Source organism: Mangrovibacter plantisponsor (assembly GCF_003182475.1).
Lineage (GTDB): Bacteria > Pseudomonadota > Gammaproteobacteria > Enterobacterales > Enterobacteriaceae > Mangrovibacter > Mangrovibacter plantisponsor.
Genome location: NZ_QGTS01000001.1, coordinates 189,188 through 207,139, shown reverse-complemented (window position 1 = coordinate 207,139; position 17,952 = coordinate 189,188). Strand labels below are relative to the sequence as shown.

15 protein-coding genes are annotated in these 17,952 nt (G+C 51.7%); 10 read left to right on the top strand and 5 right to left on the bottom strand.

The features are described from left to right. Nucleotides 1-172: 172 nt before the first annotated feature. The gene (locus DES37_RS01025) at nucleotides 173-1,438 is read right to left on the bottom strand and encodes an aromatic ring-hydroxylating oxygenase subunit alpha (protein WP_110024533.1); all 1,266 of its coding nucleotides are present in this window, start codon (nucleotides 1,436-1,438) and stop codon (nucleotides 173-175) included. A gap of 369 nt (nucleotides 1,439-1,807) precedes the next feature. Between DES37_RS01025 and DES37_RS01020 the strand changes: the two genes are divergently transcribed. The 3 genes from DES37_RS01020 (at nucleotide 1,808) to DES37_RS01015 (ending at nucleotide 4,450) form a co-directional block, all read left to right on the top strand. Then, nucleotides 1,808-2,935, top strand: a complete 1,128-nt coding sequence (locus tag DES37_RS01020; RefSeq protein ID WP_110024532.1) for an FAD-binding oxidoreductase — start codon at nucleotides 1,808-1,810, stop codon at nucleotides 2,933-2,935. A 140-nt stretch (nucleotides 2,936-3,075) separates the two neighbouring features. After that, a complete protein-coding gene (locus DES37_RS25480) occupies nucleotides 3,076-3,288 on the top strand; it encodes a hypothetical protein (protein WP_146211483.1) in 213 nt (70 codons plus the stop codon). A 382-nt stretch (nucleotides 3,289-3,670) separates the two neighbouring features. Continuing rightward, nucleotides 3,671-4,450: a DUF3750 domain-containing protein gene (locus tag DES37_RS01015; protein WP_036103677.1), complete on the top strand. Its 780-nt coding sequence runs from the start codon at nucleotides 3,671-3,673 to the stop codon at nucleotides 4,448-4,450. An 83-nt stretch (nucleotides 4,451-4,533) separates the two neighbouring features. Here the strand turns inward: DES37_RS01015 and rtcR are convergent, their stop codons facing one another. Beyond that, nucleotides 4,534-6,117, bottom strand: a complete 1,584-nt coding sequence (gene rtcR, locus DES37_RS01010; protein WP_110024738.1) for an RNA repair transcriptional activator RtcR — start codon at nucleotides 6,115-6,117, stop codon at nucleotides 4,534-4,536. Between the two features lie 477 nt (nucleotides 6,118-6,594). Between rtcR and DES37_RS01005 the strand changes: the two genes are divergently transcribed. From DES37_RS01005 to DES37_RS00990, 4 genes are all read left to right on the top strand, one after another. Continuing rightward, complete coding sequence (locus tag DES37_RS01005) at nucleotides 6,595-7,725, top strand: slipin family protein (protein WP_110024531.1); 1,131 nt, start codon at nucleotides 6,595-6,597, stop codon at nucleotides 7,723-7,725. Nucleotides 7,726-7,756: 31 nt separating this feature from the next. Continuing rightward, nucleotides 7,757-8,542: a nucleotidyltransferase domain-containing protein gene (locus DES37_RS01000; protein ID WP_036103687.1), complete on the top strand. Its 786-nt coding sequence runs from the start codon at nucleotides 7,757-7,759 to the stop codon at nucleotides 8,540-8,542. A 143-nt stretch (nucleotides 8,543-8,685) separates the two neighbouring features. Beyond that, a complete protein-coding gene (locus tag DES37_RS00995; RefSeq protein ID WP_036103690.1) occupies nucleotides 8,686-9,522 on the top strand; it encodes a DUF817 domain-containing protein in 837 nt (278 codons plus the stop codon). A 127-nt stretch (nucleotides 9,523-9,649) separates the two neighbouring features. Beyond that, nucleotides 9,650-10,666, top strand: a complete 1,017-nt coding sequence (locus tag DES37_RS00990; RefSeq protein WP_110024530.1) for an alpha/beta fold hydrolase — start codon at nucleotides 9,650-9,652, stop codon at nucleotides 10,664-10,666. Nucleotides 10,667-10,720: 54 nt separating this feature from the next. Here DES37_RS00990 and DES37_RS00985 read toward each other — a convergent pair whose 3' ends face one another. The 3 genes from DES37_RS00985 to dapF all read right to left on the bottom strand — a co-directional run bounded on the left by DES37_RS00985 (nucleotide 10,721) and on the right by dapF (nucleotide 14,654). After that, the gene (locus tag DES37_RS00985; protein WP_245929925.1) at nucleotides 10,721-12,016 is read right to left on the bottom strand and encodes an ABC transporter substrate-binding protein; all 1,296 of its coding nucleotides are present in this window, start codon (nucleotides 12,014-12,016) and stop codon (nucleotides 10,721-10,723) included. Further along, the gene (locus DES37_RS00980) at nucleotides 12,013-13,611 is read right to left on the bottom strand and encodes a methyl-accepting chemotaxis protein (protein WP_110024528.1); all 1,599 of its coding nucleotides are present in this window, start codon (nucleotides 13,609-13,611) and stop codon (nucleotides 12,013-12,015) included. Before DES37_RS00980 ends, DES37_RS00985 begins: the two co-directional genes overlap by 4 nt. Nucleotides 13,612-13,769: 158 nt before the next feature. After that, a complete protein-coding gene (gene dapF / locus DES37_RS00975; RefSeq protein ID WP_245929923.1) occupies nucleotides 13,770-14,654 on the bottom strand; it encodes a diaminopimelate epimerase in 885 nt (294 codons plus the stop codon). Between the two features lie 438 nt (nucleotides 14,655-15,092). Here dapF and DES37_RS00965 point away from each other — a divergent pair, with 438 nt between their 5' ends. The 3 genes from DES37_RS00965 to DES37_RS00955 are packed head-to-tail and all read left to right on the top strand — an operon-like array spanning nucleotide 15,093 to nucleotide 17,879. Further along, complete coding sequence (locus DES37_RS00965) at nucleotides 15,093-15,926, top strand: ABC transporter ATP-binding protein (RefSeq protein WP_036103707.1); 834 nt, start codon at nucleotides 15,093-15,095, stop codon at nucleotides 15,924-15,926. Then, on the top strand, nucleotides 15,916-16,812 hold the full coding sequence (locus DES37_RS00960) for an ABC transporter permease (protein WP_110024525.1): 897 nt from the start codon (nucleotides 15,916-15,918) through the stop codon (nucleotides 16,810-16,812). Before DES37_RS00965 ends, DES37_RS00960 begins: the two co-directional genes overlap by 11 nt. Then, the gene (locus DES37_RS00955; RefSeq protein WP_110024524.1) at nucleotides 16,812-17,879 is read left to right on the top strand and encodes an ABC transporter permease; all 1,068 of its coding nucleotides are present in this window, start codon (nucleotides 16,812-16,814) and stop codon (nucleotides 17,877-17,879) included. Before DES37_RS00960 ends, DES37_RS00955 begins: the two co-directional genes overlap by 1 nt. Nucleotides 17,880-17,952 lie beyond the last annotated feature (73 nt).

Here is a 17,952-nt window from a genome sequence, read left to right as displayed (position 1 = left end):
TGGAGTTTATGCTTCCAGGCTGGCTTTTTTATGAGGGCAGCGAGTTGCCCTGGCGTGCTGAATATGGGGTGGCGCTGTGTTGCCACCTGAGGTTAGTCATTACACTGAATGCCAAAAGAAATGCCAGGCGTTATGCCTGGCATCTTATATTTATGGGCACCGAAGGCAGGTGTCACTCTTTCAGGTTTTTCAGTACAGTTTCGCTATACCAGTCAATGAAGTTAATCACACCAAACTCATAAGTTTCGGAGTAAGGGCCGGGCTGATAACCCACTGAATTGATACCACGCTGGTTTTCCTCACCCAGAATGCGGTCCTGGTCGTTAGTGGCATCCCATACTTTTCTCAGGCGCTCAGGATCATAATCAACCCCTTCCACGGCATCTTTATGGACAAACCACTTGGTTGTCACCATAGTTTCCTGTGCTGAAATGGGCAACACACGGAAAACGATGAAATGGTCGCTTTGCATATGGTTCCAGGAGTTGGGTAAATGCAGAATACGCATCGACCCCTGGAAGTAGCTGGTAAAACGGCCCAGCAATTTACTACACCCTTCAGCGCCATCAATGGTCATAACTTTTACGCCTTCTTTCAGAGGCATACGGACAATACGATTGCGTAAACCAAAGCTCTGATGGCGATGCGGGATACCCTGCTCATCCCAATCTGCGGCCTGTTGGTTGTAGTAATCCAGGAAGGTTTGCGGTGCACGGGGATCGTTGGTGTCATCCCACTCAAGTAATGTATTAAGCAGTTCTGGGTGGCTACCCGCACAGTGGTAACATTCGCGATTATTTTCAATCACCAGTTTCCAGTTGGCTTTCTCATACATGTGAGATTCCACGGCAAGTTTCGTGTTCTCAACATCGTAAGGGGCCATGTATTCTTCAAGCGTCGCGAGAAAACTGTCAAAGTCTGAAGACGGAGCTGTGTCGGCAAGGCAGATAAAAATAAAACCGCCGGCGGTTTTACACTGCGCTTTTTTCAGACCATGTTGTTTCATGTCGAAGGTCTGGCCCATCTCAGTCCCGGCAAACAGCAGGTTACCTTTGAGGTCATATGTCCACTGGTGGTAAGGGCAAACCAGGTTGGCAACTTTTCCACGATGCTGTGAACACAAGCGTGAACCTCGATGGCGGCAAGTATTGTGGAAGGCATTAATATTCCCTTCCGCATCACGCACTACGAGTACAGGATTCTGCCCAATTTCCAGAGTGAAATAGTCGCCTTTTTTGGGAATCTCACTACTCATACCTGCAAACAACCACTCCTTCTGAAAAATTTCTTCCATATCAATGCGAAACAGTGTTGGGTCGTTATACAGAGCCTGTGGCAGAGAGTAGTTCGGCTGGCGCTTTTCAAGCAACTCAGTCATTCGGTCACTCGCATCAACAAGGCTTGCACAAGTTATATTCAGCAGATCGTTGTGGCTCATAGTGTTGGTCTTCTCGCGCTGTTCATTTTGTATTGTCCGGTGCCTTTGCAGGCACATCCGATTGTCAACAAAGCTCCAGCTCCCGGTCTACCGGAAGTCCATAATGGTGTTATGGATAACTGTCAGCATGCATGCTGCACCTGTTAAGCGTTAGCCAATGTTCTAACTGCGACATAAAACCGCTCTGATAAAGACGCGCAGAGAAAATTTATTTGAAAAGTGGTTTTTTCAGATATTTCGATGTCGCGAATAAATAAATGTTGTTGGAGGGTTGAACGGAAAATCAAATGACCGGCTCAGAGGTAAATGGTTGCACCAGAGTCGATATCGGCAGTTTATTTCCATCTACCTTCGACAGGAAGTGTATGTATGACAGACAGAAATATCACGGTACTGAATACCAATGCCTTTGAGCCAGTAACGACACAGACCTGGAGTAATGGACGCCATGCGGTGCGGTGCGTCAAGGTTATCCAGGAAACATGGGATGTAAAAACCTTCTGCTTCATGGCTGAGCAACCGGTGATGTTCTTCTTCAAACCCGGGCAGTTTGTCACACTGGAACTGATGATAGAGAACGAGCCAGTGTTTCGTTCATACACCATTTCCAGTTCACCCTCTGTCCCCTACAGCTTCTCTATTACCGTGAAGCGTGTGCCGGGAGGCCAGGTTTCAAACTGGCTGCATGACAATTTGACAGAAGGCTCAAACCTTGCGGTTCATGGGCCGGTGGGGCAGTTCAACTGTATCGACTTCCCCAGTGACAAAGTGCTGTTTCTCTCTGGTGGGGTAGGGATTACCCCGATGATGTCAATGGCTCGCTGGTATTTCGACACTAACGCCGATGTTGATATGGTTTTTGTGCATAGTGCCCGCACACCGCAAGATATTATTTTTAAACGTGATTTGGAAAATATGGTCGCGCGTATTTCCAACTTTAAACTCAGCCTTATTTGTGAACGTTATGAATCTGGTCAGTACTGGAGTGGGTACAGTGGTTTCCTGACTCACGCAATGCTGCAAATGATTGCCCCGGACTTTTTGGAACGTGAAATCTATTGTTGTGGGCCAACACCTTACATGCGCGCGGTAAAAGCCATCTTACAAAATGTTGGCTTTGACATGTCTCGCTATCATGAAGAGTCGTTTGGCTCGACCCCTGACGTTGTTAAAGAGCAGGTGGTGCAAGGGGCGGAGGAAGCCGCAGAACTGGCTGAAGCTTTACCCAGCTCTGAACTACTTGAAGTATCGTTTGCGAGCACAGGTAAAAGTGTGCAAATCGCACCTGGTGAAACTATCCATGCTGCAGCTGCTAAATTAGGGCTTCATATTCCTAAAGCCTGCGGTATGGGCATTTGCGGAACATGTAAAGTAAAACGTATCGAAGGTGAAGTTGAAATGAACCATAACGGCGGGATTACCGACGAGGATGTTGAAGAGGGCTATATCCTGTCGTGTTGTAGTATTCCGAAGGGTAATGTCATTGTGGAATTTTAACTGGCCAATACGTTAAGCCAGTGGGTTAACCCCCGCTGGCTTCAGATGGTCATTTGTCGCTGGTGGTTGGCCTGCACGTGGGCGATCGGGCTGGCAACATATTCTGATGGTGAATCTGAGAAAGCAAAAGCAGGCTGAACATGAGCAGAAGCTGGCTGTTACTTTTACGTCGTTTACTTTCCGGGGTAACCAAACCTTTCCGCCTGGCAGAACATGATGACGCCGACCCGGTAATTTATTGTGCTGTTGCCAATGGGGTTATCCACCCCCGAAAGCCTGGGAATAAACATCACGCAGGTCAACATAAAGACACTCGACCATTATCAGATAATCCGGATAAGGCCTCGCCATAAATGCATTTACCGGGCAGATGCTCAACAAATCAGGCCCGGTAAATAGCGCCTCACTCCAGAGTCCGAAGCTAATCTTTTACCGCAGCGCAGATAAACCCACCGGTGAATAAATTGTGCAACCACCATCAGGTTTATACCGCCAGAGATATCACTACCGCACACATAAACACCTCAACTCAACATTCTTATATACACTGAGCCGTATTCAGGTGGTGGAGAAAACAGCCAAATTTTATGAGAAAATACCTCCGGATTTTAAAAAGATACCTGCAATGGGAACGGCTAACCCGTAGCAGGTGTGCTCCGTTAAACGCGGGCACTTTTGTTCCGCTCCTGGTTACATCTGATTAAACAGTCTTAACTAACATCATGGTGAATATTTATGAGTCTGAGCAAAGTCACAGGCTTCGGCATAGTAACTATTTTTTTGTTATCACTGGCCGCCAGTGTCGCTCAGGCAGTGCATCAGCGTGAAACAACGAGTCAGTCACAATGGTGGTCCGCGCGGCGAGATTCGGCAGGCGTCGCTCCCAACCCGGTGAAATACGCTCAGCAAGCTATTGTGCAAGTTTATGCAGCCCCAACCTGGGGCTGGAAAGGGGCGGTAGCAGTACACCCGTGGATTATTTTTAAACGCGCCGGGGAAACGCAGTACACCCGCTACGAAGTCATCAGTTGGGGCTCTGGCGACAAGGTGCGGCGCAACAGTAATACACCGGATGGCTATTGGTATGGCGCTAAACCCCGCTTACTGGTGTCGCATCGTGGTGCTGAAGCTGCTGCGTTGATCCCTAAAATTGAAGCGGCGATTGCCTCTTACCCCTGGCCGGATACCTACCACGCCTGGCCGGGCCCTAACAGTAATACGTTTCTTGCCCATATCGGCCGGGAAGTACCGGCATTAAAACTGGATATGCCGGCTAATGCGGTAGGGAAGGATTACCGTTCGTTGCTAAACCCGGTTGGCTTACCGCCATCCGGGCGCGGTGTCCAGTTGTCGTTACTGGGTGTGGCGGGTATTACTGTGGGCGCAGAAGAGGGCGTTGAGGTGAACGTTCTTGGTCTGAATTTAGGGCTGGATTTTACACCGTTGAGCCTGCGGTTGCCGTTTATTGGCAGCATTGGCGCGGGTGGTCATTCTGGTGATAACGAACAAGGGTAAGCGTTCGCACACACTGGCCTGGCTGGCAATATTATCGTGAACAACTCTTATACAGAGTTGTTCACTTAGCTCTTCCCAATAAGCTATTTCACATCATCCCAATTGAGCCCAAAGCGCGCCAGGTATTTGCGAAGCCGGTCGGCGTCATTTGGGTTGGCTTTTTTCTGCCGTGATACGGCAAATAATTCTCGCCCGGCCTGGGAAAGGGTTGCGGACCGCCGGCAAACCTCAATTACAGTTTCTAACTGGCGCTGGTCGAACACATCCAGTTGGCTGATATCGACGGGTAATGGCGGCGCTGAATGTGCAGAAGGGTTCCAGTTTGCCTGCAGCCGGGCAATTTCTTCATCTACCAGTGATTCCGTAATGCGCCCTTGTTCTGCAAGGGTTGCCATGCGAGCGATTGAGCTGCCAAGCTCGCGGAAGTTACCGCGCCACTGTGCTCCGGCTGAACAGGCAAAATTCTGGTAGCGGGTGAGCGCTTCTTTATCAAAGCGAATTTGTGCCTGGTGGTCGCGGGCATAGCGCTCCAGCTCATAACGAATATTTGGCGCGATATCTTCCCGGCGTTCAGCAAGGCCAGGTAAGCGGAACGTCCACATATTAATACGGGCGAATAAATCTTCCCTGAAATGGCCCTGAGCCACCCATTCATGCATATTGCGGTGCGTACCGGCAATCAATTGGAAGTCACTGTGGACTTCTTTATCTGAACCAAAAGGGAAAAACGTTTTCTCTTCGATAGCTTTCAGAAGCATTGCCTGTTCATCCAGCCCCAGTTCGGCAATTTCATCCAGAAACAGAACGCCGCCGTCGGCCTCACGTAGCAAGCCACTTCTGGCCTGTAGCGCACCAGTAAAGGCTCCTTTCACATGGCCGAATAACGCAGACATGGCGTTATCGCCCCGCAAAGTTGCACAGTTCACGGCGACAAACTGCCCTTTAACTAAATGGCGGGCCTGGCGTAACTGGTAAATACGCCGGGCCAGAAACGACTTCCCGGCACCGGTTGGCCCGGTAAGCAATACCGGTGCAGATGAACGCAGTGCCACCCGCTCAATCTGGTCGATAGTCCGGTTAAAGTCTGCATTGCGGGTTTCAATGCCAGATTTCAGAAATGACACCGACTCCTGCTGTTCATGTTGAAAGCGGCTGGTGAGTTTAGTGTAACGGCTCAGGTCGAGGTCAATTGTGGAACAGGTGCCTGCGGGAGAAACCGGTTCATCTCCCTGGCGTTTGGCCGGGCTGGTTTGTAACAGGCTGGCGGGCAGGTAGCGGGCCTCGGTTAGCAAAAACCAGCAAATCTGTGCCACATGTGTACCTGTGGTGATATGCACCAGGTACTCTTCATGCCCGGTGTCGAACGGGTAGTGTGTGGCGAAATCGAGAAATGCGGCATACACCTCTTCAAAATCCCACGGGTCATTAATCGCAATAGCATGGGTGTTTACCGTCGTTTTTGGTGAAACCTGTTGAATATCCTGCTGCACCGCAGACACCAGGTTGATATCTGTGGGCTGGTGTAATAATTCCAGTCGGTCAACCGGCATGTCTTCCTGCATGCACAACCCAACAGTCGGGCGCCACTTTTTCATCCGGTTGGCGCGTTTTCCTCGCCTGTCCAGTTCAGTTCCCAGTACACCTATCACAACCCGGCGTTTATTCATGTTTATCCCAAAAGATAAAATACGATAAATAAGGATATAAAAATGCCTGGTGGCGAACAAGTGATATTCATCTTTTATATTATAAATAATATATTTTTCAATTGGTTATGAATTTATTTTGCGCTTTTCTGGTTTTTGGCACGGAACTGGCAATGTTATCTACGTCAGCATGCTGGAATTGCCGGAGTTAATAACTCTCCGCCAGCGCACCAGGAACGATACGGTCGTTATCCGGGGTGTGTTCCGCCAGCAGAACGGCATTAGCGAAAAGTCGGTCATGCCAGGTTCGATTCCTGGGTTCGCACCTCACATTGAATGAGTGAAACAACTTTCGCAGTACAACGGGTTACAGCCAGTATGGAGTAGCCCCCAGGCAACCACCGGTAATGGTGCCGGGCCGTGGGCAAAACAACGTTTCCCCTGCGGTTTCGCCCCTGCATCCGTGGTTGCACCGGTATTAAGAAAAAGGAAAACAACATGGCTAAAAAAATCACAATACGGAAAGGTCAGATTGGTTTGCTGGCGCAACACGAAGAAATTGAAAAAATTCTGGAAGCGGGCCAGCACCGTTTACCCTGGTTTTCGGCTGCCGAAGTGCAGTTGATAAAACTGGATGGCAGCATGGTGGATGATGAACTCAGTGGCTATTTACGCCACTACAAACCCGAGTGGGTGGCGCGTTATTGCCTGGAAGCAGACACCGGTGAAGATGAAGTGGGTGTGTTGTACTGCGATGGCGTGTTACAGGCACTGATTCCCCCTTCAACGCGCCGTCTGTACTGGCAGAACCAGGGCGCATTACGCCTGGAACGCGTAGAAGTTCAGGATGTGAAGTTGCCAGAAGCGCTGCAAAACCTGCTGGTGAAATCACGCACTGGTAGTGCAGCGGTTAAAGGCCGCGACCTTGTGCTGAGCGTACAAGTCCCTGCCTGGCATACTGGGGTACTGAAAATAGATGGTGTAACCCAGGAACTGTTACCACCCGGCGTTCATGCGTACTGGAAGGTAAACCACCAGGTGGAAGCCGAAGTGGTGGATATGCGCTTACAGGCGCTGGAAGTGAGCGGCCAGGAGATCCTGACAAAAGATAAAGTCAGCATTCGCCTGAATATGGCGGTGAACTGGCGCTACCAGGATGTATTGAGCGCATTTGCTCAACTGACTAAGCCACTGGAATACCTGTACCGCGAAGTCCAGTTCGCGCTGCGCCAGGCCGTGGGAACCCGCTCACTGGACGAATTGTTGGAAGACAAACTGGTGCTGGACGGCATCGTGGGTGAGCAGGTAACACAGCGGCTGGCTCTCTTTGGTATTGAAATTGCGTCTGTCGGTGTGAAGGACATTATCTTGCCTGGTGATATGAAGGCGATTTTAACCCGGCTGGTGGAAGCGGAAAAATCAGCGCAGGCAAATGTCATCCGCCGTCGTGAAGAAACAGCAGCAACCCGATCTTTGCTGAATACAGCCAAAGTGATGGAAAACAACCCGGTCGCGTTGCGGCTTAAAGAAATGGAAACCCTGGAAAAAGTGGCTGAACGTATTGATAAAATTTCAGTATTTGGCGGGCTGGACCAGGTATTACAGGGTTTAGTGAAAATTAATGTGTAACCCGGCAACAGGCCACAAAAAGGAGAAGAAAATGGCAATATTAGCAGTGGACGCCGCCATGCAAAGCCGTGTGCGGCACACATTACAATCTGTAGAAAGCCGGTTTGGGGTGAAAGTGCTTTATGCCTGTGAATCCGGGAGCCGTGGGTGGGGCTTTGCCTCACCAGACAGCGACTACGATGTCCGGTTTTTATATGTTCACCCGGCTGAGTGGTACCTGCGGGTTGAACCGCAACGCGATGTCATCGAGCTTCCCATTGATGATGAGCTGGATGTCAGTGGCTGGGAGTGGCGCAAAGCACTGGGGCTATTAAAAGCCGCCAACCCTACATTGCTCGAATGGCTGAACTCCCCGGTGGTTTACCAGCAGGATGAAAGTGTGATGGCCGAGTTGCGTGCACAGCAACCAGACTGGTTTTCACCTGTCAGAGCTCGCTGGCACTATTACTCAATGGCGCGCAAAAACTTTCGCGGTTATTTGCAGGGTGACTCGGTACGACTGAAAAAGTACTTTTATGTGCTGCGGCCTTTACTGGCAGTGCGCTGGATTGAGGCCGGGCTGGGGCAACCACCCGTACTGTTCCGCGAATTACTGGCAAAAACAGTTACTGATGCCAGCCTTCTGGCAGAAATAGACCAGTTACTGGAAATTAAACAGCGCACCGGGGAAGCCGGGTATGGCCCGCGCAGGGAGCACTTGCATGCGTTTATTGAACACGAACTGGCAAGAGGGGAAATCCCACCGGAATTACCCCTGAGCGCAACGGGTAAAACAGGGGCGCTCGACAGCCTGCTGTACCGCACGGTAATGGGGTAACGGCACCTGTTTGTGGTCTGTACAACCTTTTTTGGTGGGGAGCATCTTCTATTATTACCCATTGTTTTATAGCAAAATAGTACACTTTTCCGCCGCCAGAAACCCTGGCGGCGATTTACCTGACTAAGATGCAGGGAAGCTAAATGACACCCCCCGAATTACTTCCGTACCCGGGCTCCAACCGGTTGATGTCCGGTGTGCGGCGCTTTTTCTTTGAATTGTTGTGGTTTGGCCTGAAAGAAGCCCGGGCCTGCTTGTTTGCCGGGCTTTTCTTTCTGGCGATGTTTGTGGTGCCACGCAGCGGGGTTGGCCCGCTGGCGCGTTATGATCTGCTGCTGATTATTGCCCTGGGTATTCAGGCACTGATGCTGGCAACCAAACTGGAAACCTGGGATGAGTTTAAAGCCATCACCTTGTTTCACATTGTTGGGTTTATTCTTGAGTTATTTAAAACCTCTTCTGCTATTGGTGCCTGGAGTTACCCGGATTTTGCCTGGAGTAAAGTAGGCGGCGTGCCGTTATTTGCCGGGTTTATGTATGCCGCCGTTGGCAGTTATATTATTCAGGCCTGGCGTTTGCTGGATTTACATATTCGCCACCACCCGCCTCTGGGGTTTGCGGTTATTGCCTCATTATTGATTTACCTGAATTTTTTCACTCATCATTATATTGGCGATTACCGCTGGTATATTACTGCGCTGGTGGTTGGGCTGTATGCGCGTAGTGAAGTGGTGTTCACGCCTTACGATAAACCCCGCAAAATGCCGTTACTGGTTGGGTTTATGCTGGTCGGTTTTTTTATCTGGCTGGCGGAGAACATCAGCACATTTATGGGCGTGTGGCGTTACCCCAACCAACTGGGTGCCTGGTCAGTGGTTCATGTGGGCAAATGGAGCTCATGGAGTTTACTGGTATTAATGAGTTTCACGCTCACGTTATTTCTGAAAGATGTTAAAAAACGCATTCATGTTGCGCGCTGAAACCACGGCCTGCAATAACAGCAGGCCGTGTATTTCTTGCCTCACTCACCGCAAATAGCACGTTTTCCCCCCGTAACTTAACTGAAACCGTTATACCTGGTGCCTGGCTTTTCTATGGAGGTGGATAATGGGAATACGTGTTTTACCTGCAGCTTTACTGTCGATTTGTTGTGCTTTTCCTGTATGGGCACAAACGCAAACCCCCAGCTATGGGCTGCAACTGGAAGGTTTTAACTACGCCTGGCCTGCCCGGCATTTTACCTTTACCTCCCAGGGGCAGTCCCTGGAGATGGCGTACCTGGATATTCGCCCGGAAAAAGCGAATGGGCAGGTGGCGGTACTGATGCATGGCAAAAACTTTTGCTCAGATACCTGGGAAGGCACCATTCGCTTGTTGTCAGAACAGGGCTACCGGGTAATAGCACCGGACCAAATCGGTTTTTGCAAATCCAGCAAACCGGCAGCTTACCAGTTTAGTTTTCAGCAACTGGCAGAAAATACCCACCAGTTGCTGAACCACCTGGGAATAACCCGCTTTCGCCTGATGGGGCACTCTACCGGTGGGATGCTGGCGACACGTTTTGCACTGATGTACCCGGATTCCGTGTCGCAACTGATTCTGGTGGACCCGGTTGGTCTGGAAGATCTGAAACGCAAAGGCGTACCTTACCGTACTATCGACCAGTGGTACCAAAAAGAGCTGAAAACCACGGCAGCTTCTATTCGCAAATATGAACAGCACACTTACTATGCCGGTGAGTGGCAACCTGAATGGGATAAATGGGTGAACATGCTGGCGGGTATGTATAACGGCCCGGGCAAACAGCGTATAGCCTGGAACTCGGCACAACTGTACGACATGATTTACACCCAGCCCGTTATGTATGAATGGGGTGATTTACACATGCCAGTGCTGCTTATGGTGGGTAAGAAAGACAATACCGCGCCGGGTAAAGATGGTGCGCCGCCTTCGGTGCAGGCCACTCTGGGTAACTATGCGGTTTTGGGCAAAGAAGCGGCCAGCAAAATGCCTCACGCCACGTTGGTTGAATTCGATAATCTGGGCCACGCCCCACAAATTCAGGACCCGGCGGTGTTTAATGCCGCGTTATTAAAAGGTATGGCTGCCGTCAGCGGTAAATAACATCCTGAAAATACTGCCCCAGTTGATTAAGCATGGGGCAGTTATCCTTTGGGGTTAGTGGATTTTCTGCCGGACATCCAGCACAGCCTGCTGGTTGGCACTCAGCGTTTCATCCACTGTCAGTTTGCCCGTTAACAGGTTAGCGATGTTTTGTGCCACCTGGCTGCCCATCTGGTCAAACCCGGGGATACTGACATACTGAATCCCCTGGTAGGGTACCGGGTTCAGTGTCGGTGTTTCCGGTGAGGCCGTTTCCATGGCGGCCAGCACTTGTTTGGCATAGGGTGCCAGTGCCTGGTAGCCTGCTTCAGCATAGGTCGATTGCCTGCTACCCGGAGGAACAGACCCCCAGCCCACCACTTTGGCAACTTCCTGGATATACCCACGTGAAGTGGCCCAGGCGATGAAATCTACTGCCTGTTCCCGCTGGGAACTGTTAGCGGGTACCGCCAGCGCCCATGCCCATAACCAATGAGAGCCATTGCGGGTAATATCATGGGGCGCTGAAGCAAACCCCAGTTTGTCGGCCACCAGCGAAATTTGCGGGTTGGTCAGCAGCCCGGCGGCAACGGTACTGTCCACCCACATGGCGCATTCCCCCTGTGCCGTCAGGCGCAGGATCTGCCCAAAACTGTTGTCTACTGTATCGGGTGGGCCGTACTCATGCACCATTGCGACATAGTCAGTCAGAACCCGCCGCCACTCCGGTGTATTCATGGTTGGTGTCCAGCTTTCATCGAACCACTGCGCACCATAAGCGTTGGCAATTGTGTTGATAAGCGCAACGTTATCGCCCCAGCCTGGTTGCCCGCGCAGGCACAAACCATAAATGCCTTTGCTCTTGTCCGTCAGTTCGGCTGCAAAATGCTGAATATCCTGCCAGGTGGGTTCTGCCGGCATGCTCAGCCCTTTTGCGGCAAACAAATCTTTGCGGTAATACGTCATACTGCTTTCACCATAAAACGGCAGGGCATACAGCGTGTTATGCCATGAAAGTGCCTTGCGCAATGGGGGCAGTAAATCGTTCACGTCATAACTGTCGGGTAAATTGTTCAGTGGCGCAAGCCAGCCTTTCTCTCCCCATAACGGTGCTTCGTATGTGCCGACGGTAATCACATCAAAACGTTCGCCGTTACCTTCCATTGAGGAATAAATCGTTTTTCTCAGTGTGCCATCGTCCATTACATGCCACTGCAAATGGACGCCCGGGTGAGACTGCTCATACCGGTCTGAAAGTTGTTGCATAATCGTCATGTCGCCATTACTGATGGTGGCGATTTTCAGTGTAGTGTCGGCCCAGCCGAGCACCGGGAATACCAGACAAAGTGAGGCCAGTAACTTGCTCATCATGCCTCCTTGTATTCAATCGCAGTGTGCGTTGCCGTTCCCTGCCGCGTGGCTTTACTATTTTGTGTGTGGAAAAAGGCCATTTTTTCCACCAACAAGTCAGCGTGCTGGCGTACAGTCTGGCTGGCATGGCTTGCTTCCTGTACCAGCGAGGCGTTTTGCTGAATAGCCGTATCCATCAGGTTTACTGCCGCATTGACTTGCTCAATGCCGCTTGATTGTTCCCGGCTGGCAACTGCAATTTCACCCACAATATGAACCACGCGTTCAACGCCCTGGTTAATTTCATTCAGCATGTCACCGGAGCGGCTGACCAGGTTACTCCCGGTGTTAATTTTGCTCACGCTGGCGTCTATCAGGGTTTTGATCTCTGCTGCAGCTTTAGCTGAGCGCTGGGCTAACTGGCGCACTTCGGTGGCAACTACGGCAAAACCACGCCCTTGCTCACCCGCTCTTGCGGCTTCCACCGCAGCGTTCAGTGCCAGTAAGTTAGTCTGGAAGGCCAGTTCATCAATCACCCGGTTGATATCGGCAATTTGGTTACTGGCTTCTTCAATTTCACGCATGGCGCTTACCGCGCTGTTTAAGACATCGCTACCACGTTGTGCCTGTTCGCGCACGGTGGTTGCCAGTGCATCTGCCTGTGAAGCATTTTCCGCGTTGTGTTTCACGGTGGCCGTCATTTGCTCCATGCTGGCAGCGGTTTCCTCCAGTGAACTGGCTTGGGAGTGAGTGCGTTCGGAAAGGTCGTCGTTGCCCTGAGCCATCTGGCGAGCCGCATCACGCAGAATATCTGCGCTGCTACTGACATCCTGCACAATATCTGACAAGCGCACATCCATCGTGGCGAGTGACTGCATCAGTTCCCCAAGTTCGTCACGTGTGCTGGCGGTGACACGGTGGTTCAGTTCACCATTGGCAATGGATTCCGCCAGGTTACGGGCGCGGGAAAGTGTCTGGTGTAATGAGCGAATCAGCAGCCAGCCTGCGATAATGCCTGCCAGTAACCCGACAATCAGCATCACTATCAGGCTGTTACGCGCCAGCAGATAGGCGTTGTTACTTTGCTGGTAATTCTTCTCTGCCAGCGTGCGCATTTGTGCATCGAGGGTATCAATATTCTTTGCCATTGCCCGTGAATGCACCCGAAGGCGGGTTTCAATCACCACCAGCGCAGCGGAAGGGTTACCTTGTTTGAGCAACCCCCCGGCTTCATTCAGTGCCTGTTGGTAGTTGTCGAGATCCTGGAAAAAACTGTCGCGCAACCCGGCAATGTCTTTATGAGTATCCAGGCCAGCCCAGGCTTTACGGGCGGCGGCAATTTTTTCACTGTCTTCCTGAATAACGGTCAGACGAGTTTCTACTTCACTGGCACTGGTCCAGTAACGTAACGCTTCGAATAATGTAGAAGACTGGTTTTGCACCATGCGGTACAAACGGGAAGAGTATTGCAAGGGCAGCAGTTCAGTACGGTAGGTGCTTTCTGCTCGCTGTTCTGCACTGTGCAGGCCAAAGATCCCCCAAACGGAGGTGATCACTAGTAAAATACAGAGAAAACCAATTATACCGATTAAACGCGCCCGAACGGTCATTTTCATTCTGAACTCCCGGTGAGTAACAAGTTATAGGCAGGAAATTATTTTTTTATCTATCTGCTATCGACTAATCGGGGAATAACTTGAAGGGAATACACTGATCCGGTGGGGTTTTGTGAGCAAAAAGCGAAGCCCGGTTATATACCGGGCTTAGTATGAGCTTAACTGTGCATATCAAAAAAACAGTCGTTATCCAGCTGAATAGTAGCAACTTTCTGCACCGGGCCGCGCATTCTGACCTGGAAATCTTTATTCAGTGTGATAGTGAGCTGCCCGCCAGGCATATGCACGGTGACTTGTTCATCCACTAACCCCAGTTTGTACATGGCACTGGCGGCGGCACAACTGCTGCTGCCGGAAGCCAGGGTATAACCGGCTCCCCGCTCCCAGATACCAATATTGATATTATTGCGGTCCACAACTTCCACAAACTGCACATTAGTGCGCCGGGGGAATAATGGCAGGGTTTCCACTTGCCCACCCAACTGCCGGACCAGCTCCAGGTCGAGCTTTTCCACACGGATAACACAATGTGGGTTACCCATAGATACCAGCGTTGCCTGCCAGGATTTGCCACCCAGCATTAATGGCAGAGCCAGTGCTTCTGTGCCTTCTACTAATGCTGGCAGGGCGGCAGGGTTAAAACGGGCTTCGCCCATATCGACAACTACCTGATGTGCCCCTTCTTCCACCAGGCAGGAAACCTGGCCGCCCAGGGTGTTTACCTTAAAAGGCGTGTGCGCCACACGGCCGCAATCGAACAGATAACGGGCATAGATCCTGAGCCCATTTCCGCTTTTCTCGGCTTCTGAAGCATCGGGGTTAATAATACGCAATGTGGGGATATCGCCGTCATCGCCATCCACCAACAGGCCATCGGAGCCAATGCCGTAATGGCGGTCACAAATACGCTGGATCTGCTGGTTAGTCAGTTGCGCAGCCACACTGTGGTGGCAGACCAGGTAGTCGTTGCCAAGGCCGTGGTAGCGGTGGAAGGTAAGCGGGTTTTCCATGGGGAGTTCCTGAAAGTCATCAACAATTTTCATCAGCAAACCATACCGTTTTTTGCCGGTTATGCCAGTGTTGCTGTTCTGGCAGAAAGAATGTTCAGCATCGGGCTACAGATATTAGTCATTCTGATAGCCATGACGGTATTTTTGCTGGTTTTTCCACCAACTGCCACAGCGGTTGTGGGCATCTGTCACTAACTGCAACTGCGAGCCTTTTATAGGATGGCAGTTGCTGCCTTTTTCATCACTTTTTGGGCAGCCCTGACCACAGTTTTATTGCCCACGTACTTTCCTTGCCCCATCACAAAGCAACTCTGCTGTTTTTTGCACCACATATGGTCAATAAAAGTTCATATCCTGCCGCCAATTGCTTTAAACGTGCTGTGTTCTTGCGGTTTTTCACTCTGGCACAAAAATGGCATAACCAAGAGAAACTTAACCAACCAGTCAAAAATTGACAGGGGGAGCAGGGGAATGAGCCAGCTAATGTATGAGGAAGAGTCTGCCGTGGTGTCCTTAAAGCCTGCCACGGCACGGCCAGCCGTTACGGTGCGTGATGTAAATGTCATTTACCCGGCGGCAGACCAGCCAGTACATGCACTTAAAGATGTGAATCTGACAATTCGCCAGGGTGAGTTTGTCTCTTTCATTGGGCCGTCCGGTTGCGGAAAAACAACCTTACTGCGTGCCATTGCCGATCTCGAACAGGTGAGTTCAGGTGAGTTGCTGGTCAACGATATGTCTCCTTCTGAAGCCCGCCAGGCCGGGGCTTATGGTTATGTCTTCCAGGCACCGGTATTGCTCCCGTGGCGCACGGTGCTGGCAAATGTCATGTTGCCGTTACAAATTCAGGGTGTGCCGCCAGGCCGGTGTGATGAAATTGCCCGTGAGCAACTGGCCCGTGTTGGGCTGAAAGGGTTTGAGAAAAAGTACCCCTGGCAGTTATCCGGCGGCATGCAGCAGCGTGTCTCCATTGCCCGTGCTTTAGGTTTTGAACCCAAAATATTGATGATGGATGAACCTTTCGGCGCGCTGGATGAACTGACCCGCGACAACCTCAACCAACAACTGCAGCAACTGTGGTATCACGAGCAACGCACTATGGTGTTCGTGACCCACTCCATTTCTGAGGCAGTGTACCTGTCCACCAAAATCGTCATTATGTCTCCACGGCCCGGGCGCATTATTAAAGTGATTGATTCGCCCCTGCCTGCTGAGCGCGACCTGTCAATCCGCGACACAGCTGCATTTATGCAGTTATCTCAGGCGGTGAGGGAAGCGCTGGTGGAGGGGCATCATGACCACTAGAACGCTCTCCTGGGGCAGGCGTTTAACGTTCCATACGCTGCCCGTCAGTGTGGTACTGCTGGCAGTGGTCGTGCTGTGGTACGCCCTGGCTGTGGCGCTGAATGCCCATGGCACCATTGACCGGGTGTTGTCCCACCGGGCTTCCTGGAACACGGCAGATCTGATTGTTGCCTCACTGAATGCCACTCGCCCGTTACTGCCTGCTCCCCACCAAATTGTTGCTGATATCTGGAACAGCCTCACTCAATGGCCGGTAACATCGCCGCGTAACCTGCTGTTGCACACCTGGGTAACGGCCAGCGCCGCATTAACCGGTTTCGCCATGGGGGTGGTGTTGGGGATTTTGCTGGCAGTGTGTATCGTTCATTCTCGCACCCTGGATAAAGCATTGCTGCCGTGGATTGTAGCCTCACAAACCATTCCGGTACTGGCTATTGCTCCCATCGTACTGATCATTCTCGGCAGCATGGGGATAACAGGTATGTTGCCGAAAGCCACCATCGCCATGTATTTGTGCTTTTTCCCGGTGACGATAGCCACTGTGCAGGGGCTGCGTTCCCCGCAAAAAATGGAGATGGAACTGGTACACACCTGGGCGGCCAGCCGGATCCATATCTTCTGGATGGTGCGCCTGCCTTCCGCTTTGCCTTATTTGTTCCCCGCTTTTCGTGTCGCGATTGCCAGTGGGCTGGTGGGCACCATGGTGGCAGAACTGCCTACAGGTGCGCAGGCCGGGTTAGGGGCTCGCCTGCTGACCGGTTCTTATTACGGTAATACCGTGCAGATTTGGTCGGCTCTGGTGATGGCGTCGCTGCTGGGCCTGGTACTAACCGGCATGGTCACACTGGCTGAACGCCTGGTCATGCGTAAGCGTAAGGGGGCGTGATGAAAAGTAAAACTATTCCGGGTGTTATCTCACTGCTGTTGGCACTGCTGTTACTGGCTTTATCCCTGGTCCAACTCTCTGTTGCCTCGCCGGTGAACGGTGCGCTGGCGGCGGTAAACCTGGTGCTGATTATCAGTGCGCTGCTGGCCTGTTCACCCACATTGCCGGTCTGGCGCATGGCGGCTTTTGCTATCACTCTGGCGGCAGGTACCGTGTGGCTTGCGTGGTTGCCGCTCAGCGGGTTAACTCTGGCGGCGGTGGCATTACTGGCGGTGGTCAGTGTGCAGCGCCTTGCCCGCACGCCACTACCGGCAAGCCTGGTTGCCAGCCTGTTAGGGCTGTGGATCCTGGTGTTCTGGCAAATCCTGGTCACGGCATTTGATGTGCCCCAGGTCATCTTGCCTGCGCCGCTGGCGATTGTGTCTGCGCTGGTGAGCAGCTCAGGTATGCTGATGGGCGATGTCCTGCAAACGGTGATTAAGTCTGTCCTGGCGGGTTATGTCCTGGGAAGCGGGCTGGGTATTGTGGTTGCTTTGTTGATAGACCGCCTGCCGTTCCTGCAACGCGGATTGCTGCCAGTGGCCAACCTGACCAGTACCGTGCCATTAGTGGGGGTGGCGCCGATAGCGGTGATGTGGTTTGGCTTCGACTGGCCTTCCAAAGCGGCTGTTGTCACCCTGGTCACCTTCTTCCCGGCTTTGGTGAGTACCCTGGCTGGCCTGAAATCCTGCGGGAAAATGGAGCAGGAACTGATGTATTGCTATGCCGCCACGCCGCGCCAGAGCCTGCTTTCCCTGCGCCTGCCTGAAGCCATGCCATTCATTTTTAGTGCCCTGAAAGTGAATGCGACGCTGTCATTAATTACCGCCATTGTTGCGGAGTTTTTTGGCTCGCCCACTGCCGGGCTGGGCTTTCGTATTTCTACTGAATCTGCGCGCATGCATATGCCGGTGGTGTGGTCTGCCATTGTGGTGGCCTCCGTTGCCGGCTCGCTGATGTACGCCCTGGTGGTCCGCCTCGACAGGCGGGTGAATTTCTGGCATCCCACAGTGCGTGGTATGTCGTAAGCGAAGTGAATGAAAAATAACGTTAATTAATGATGCTTAGCACGTTTGTATTCCCTTTTTAATACCGGCGGCT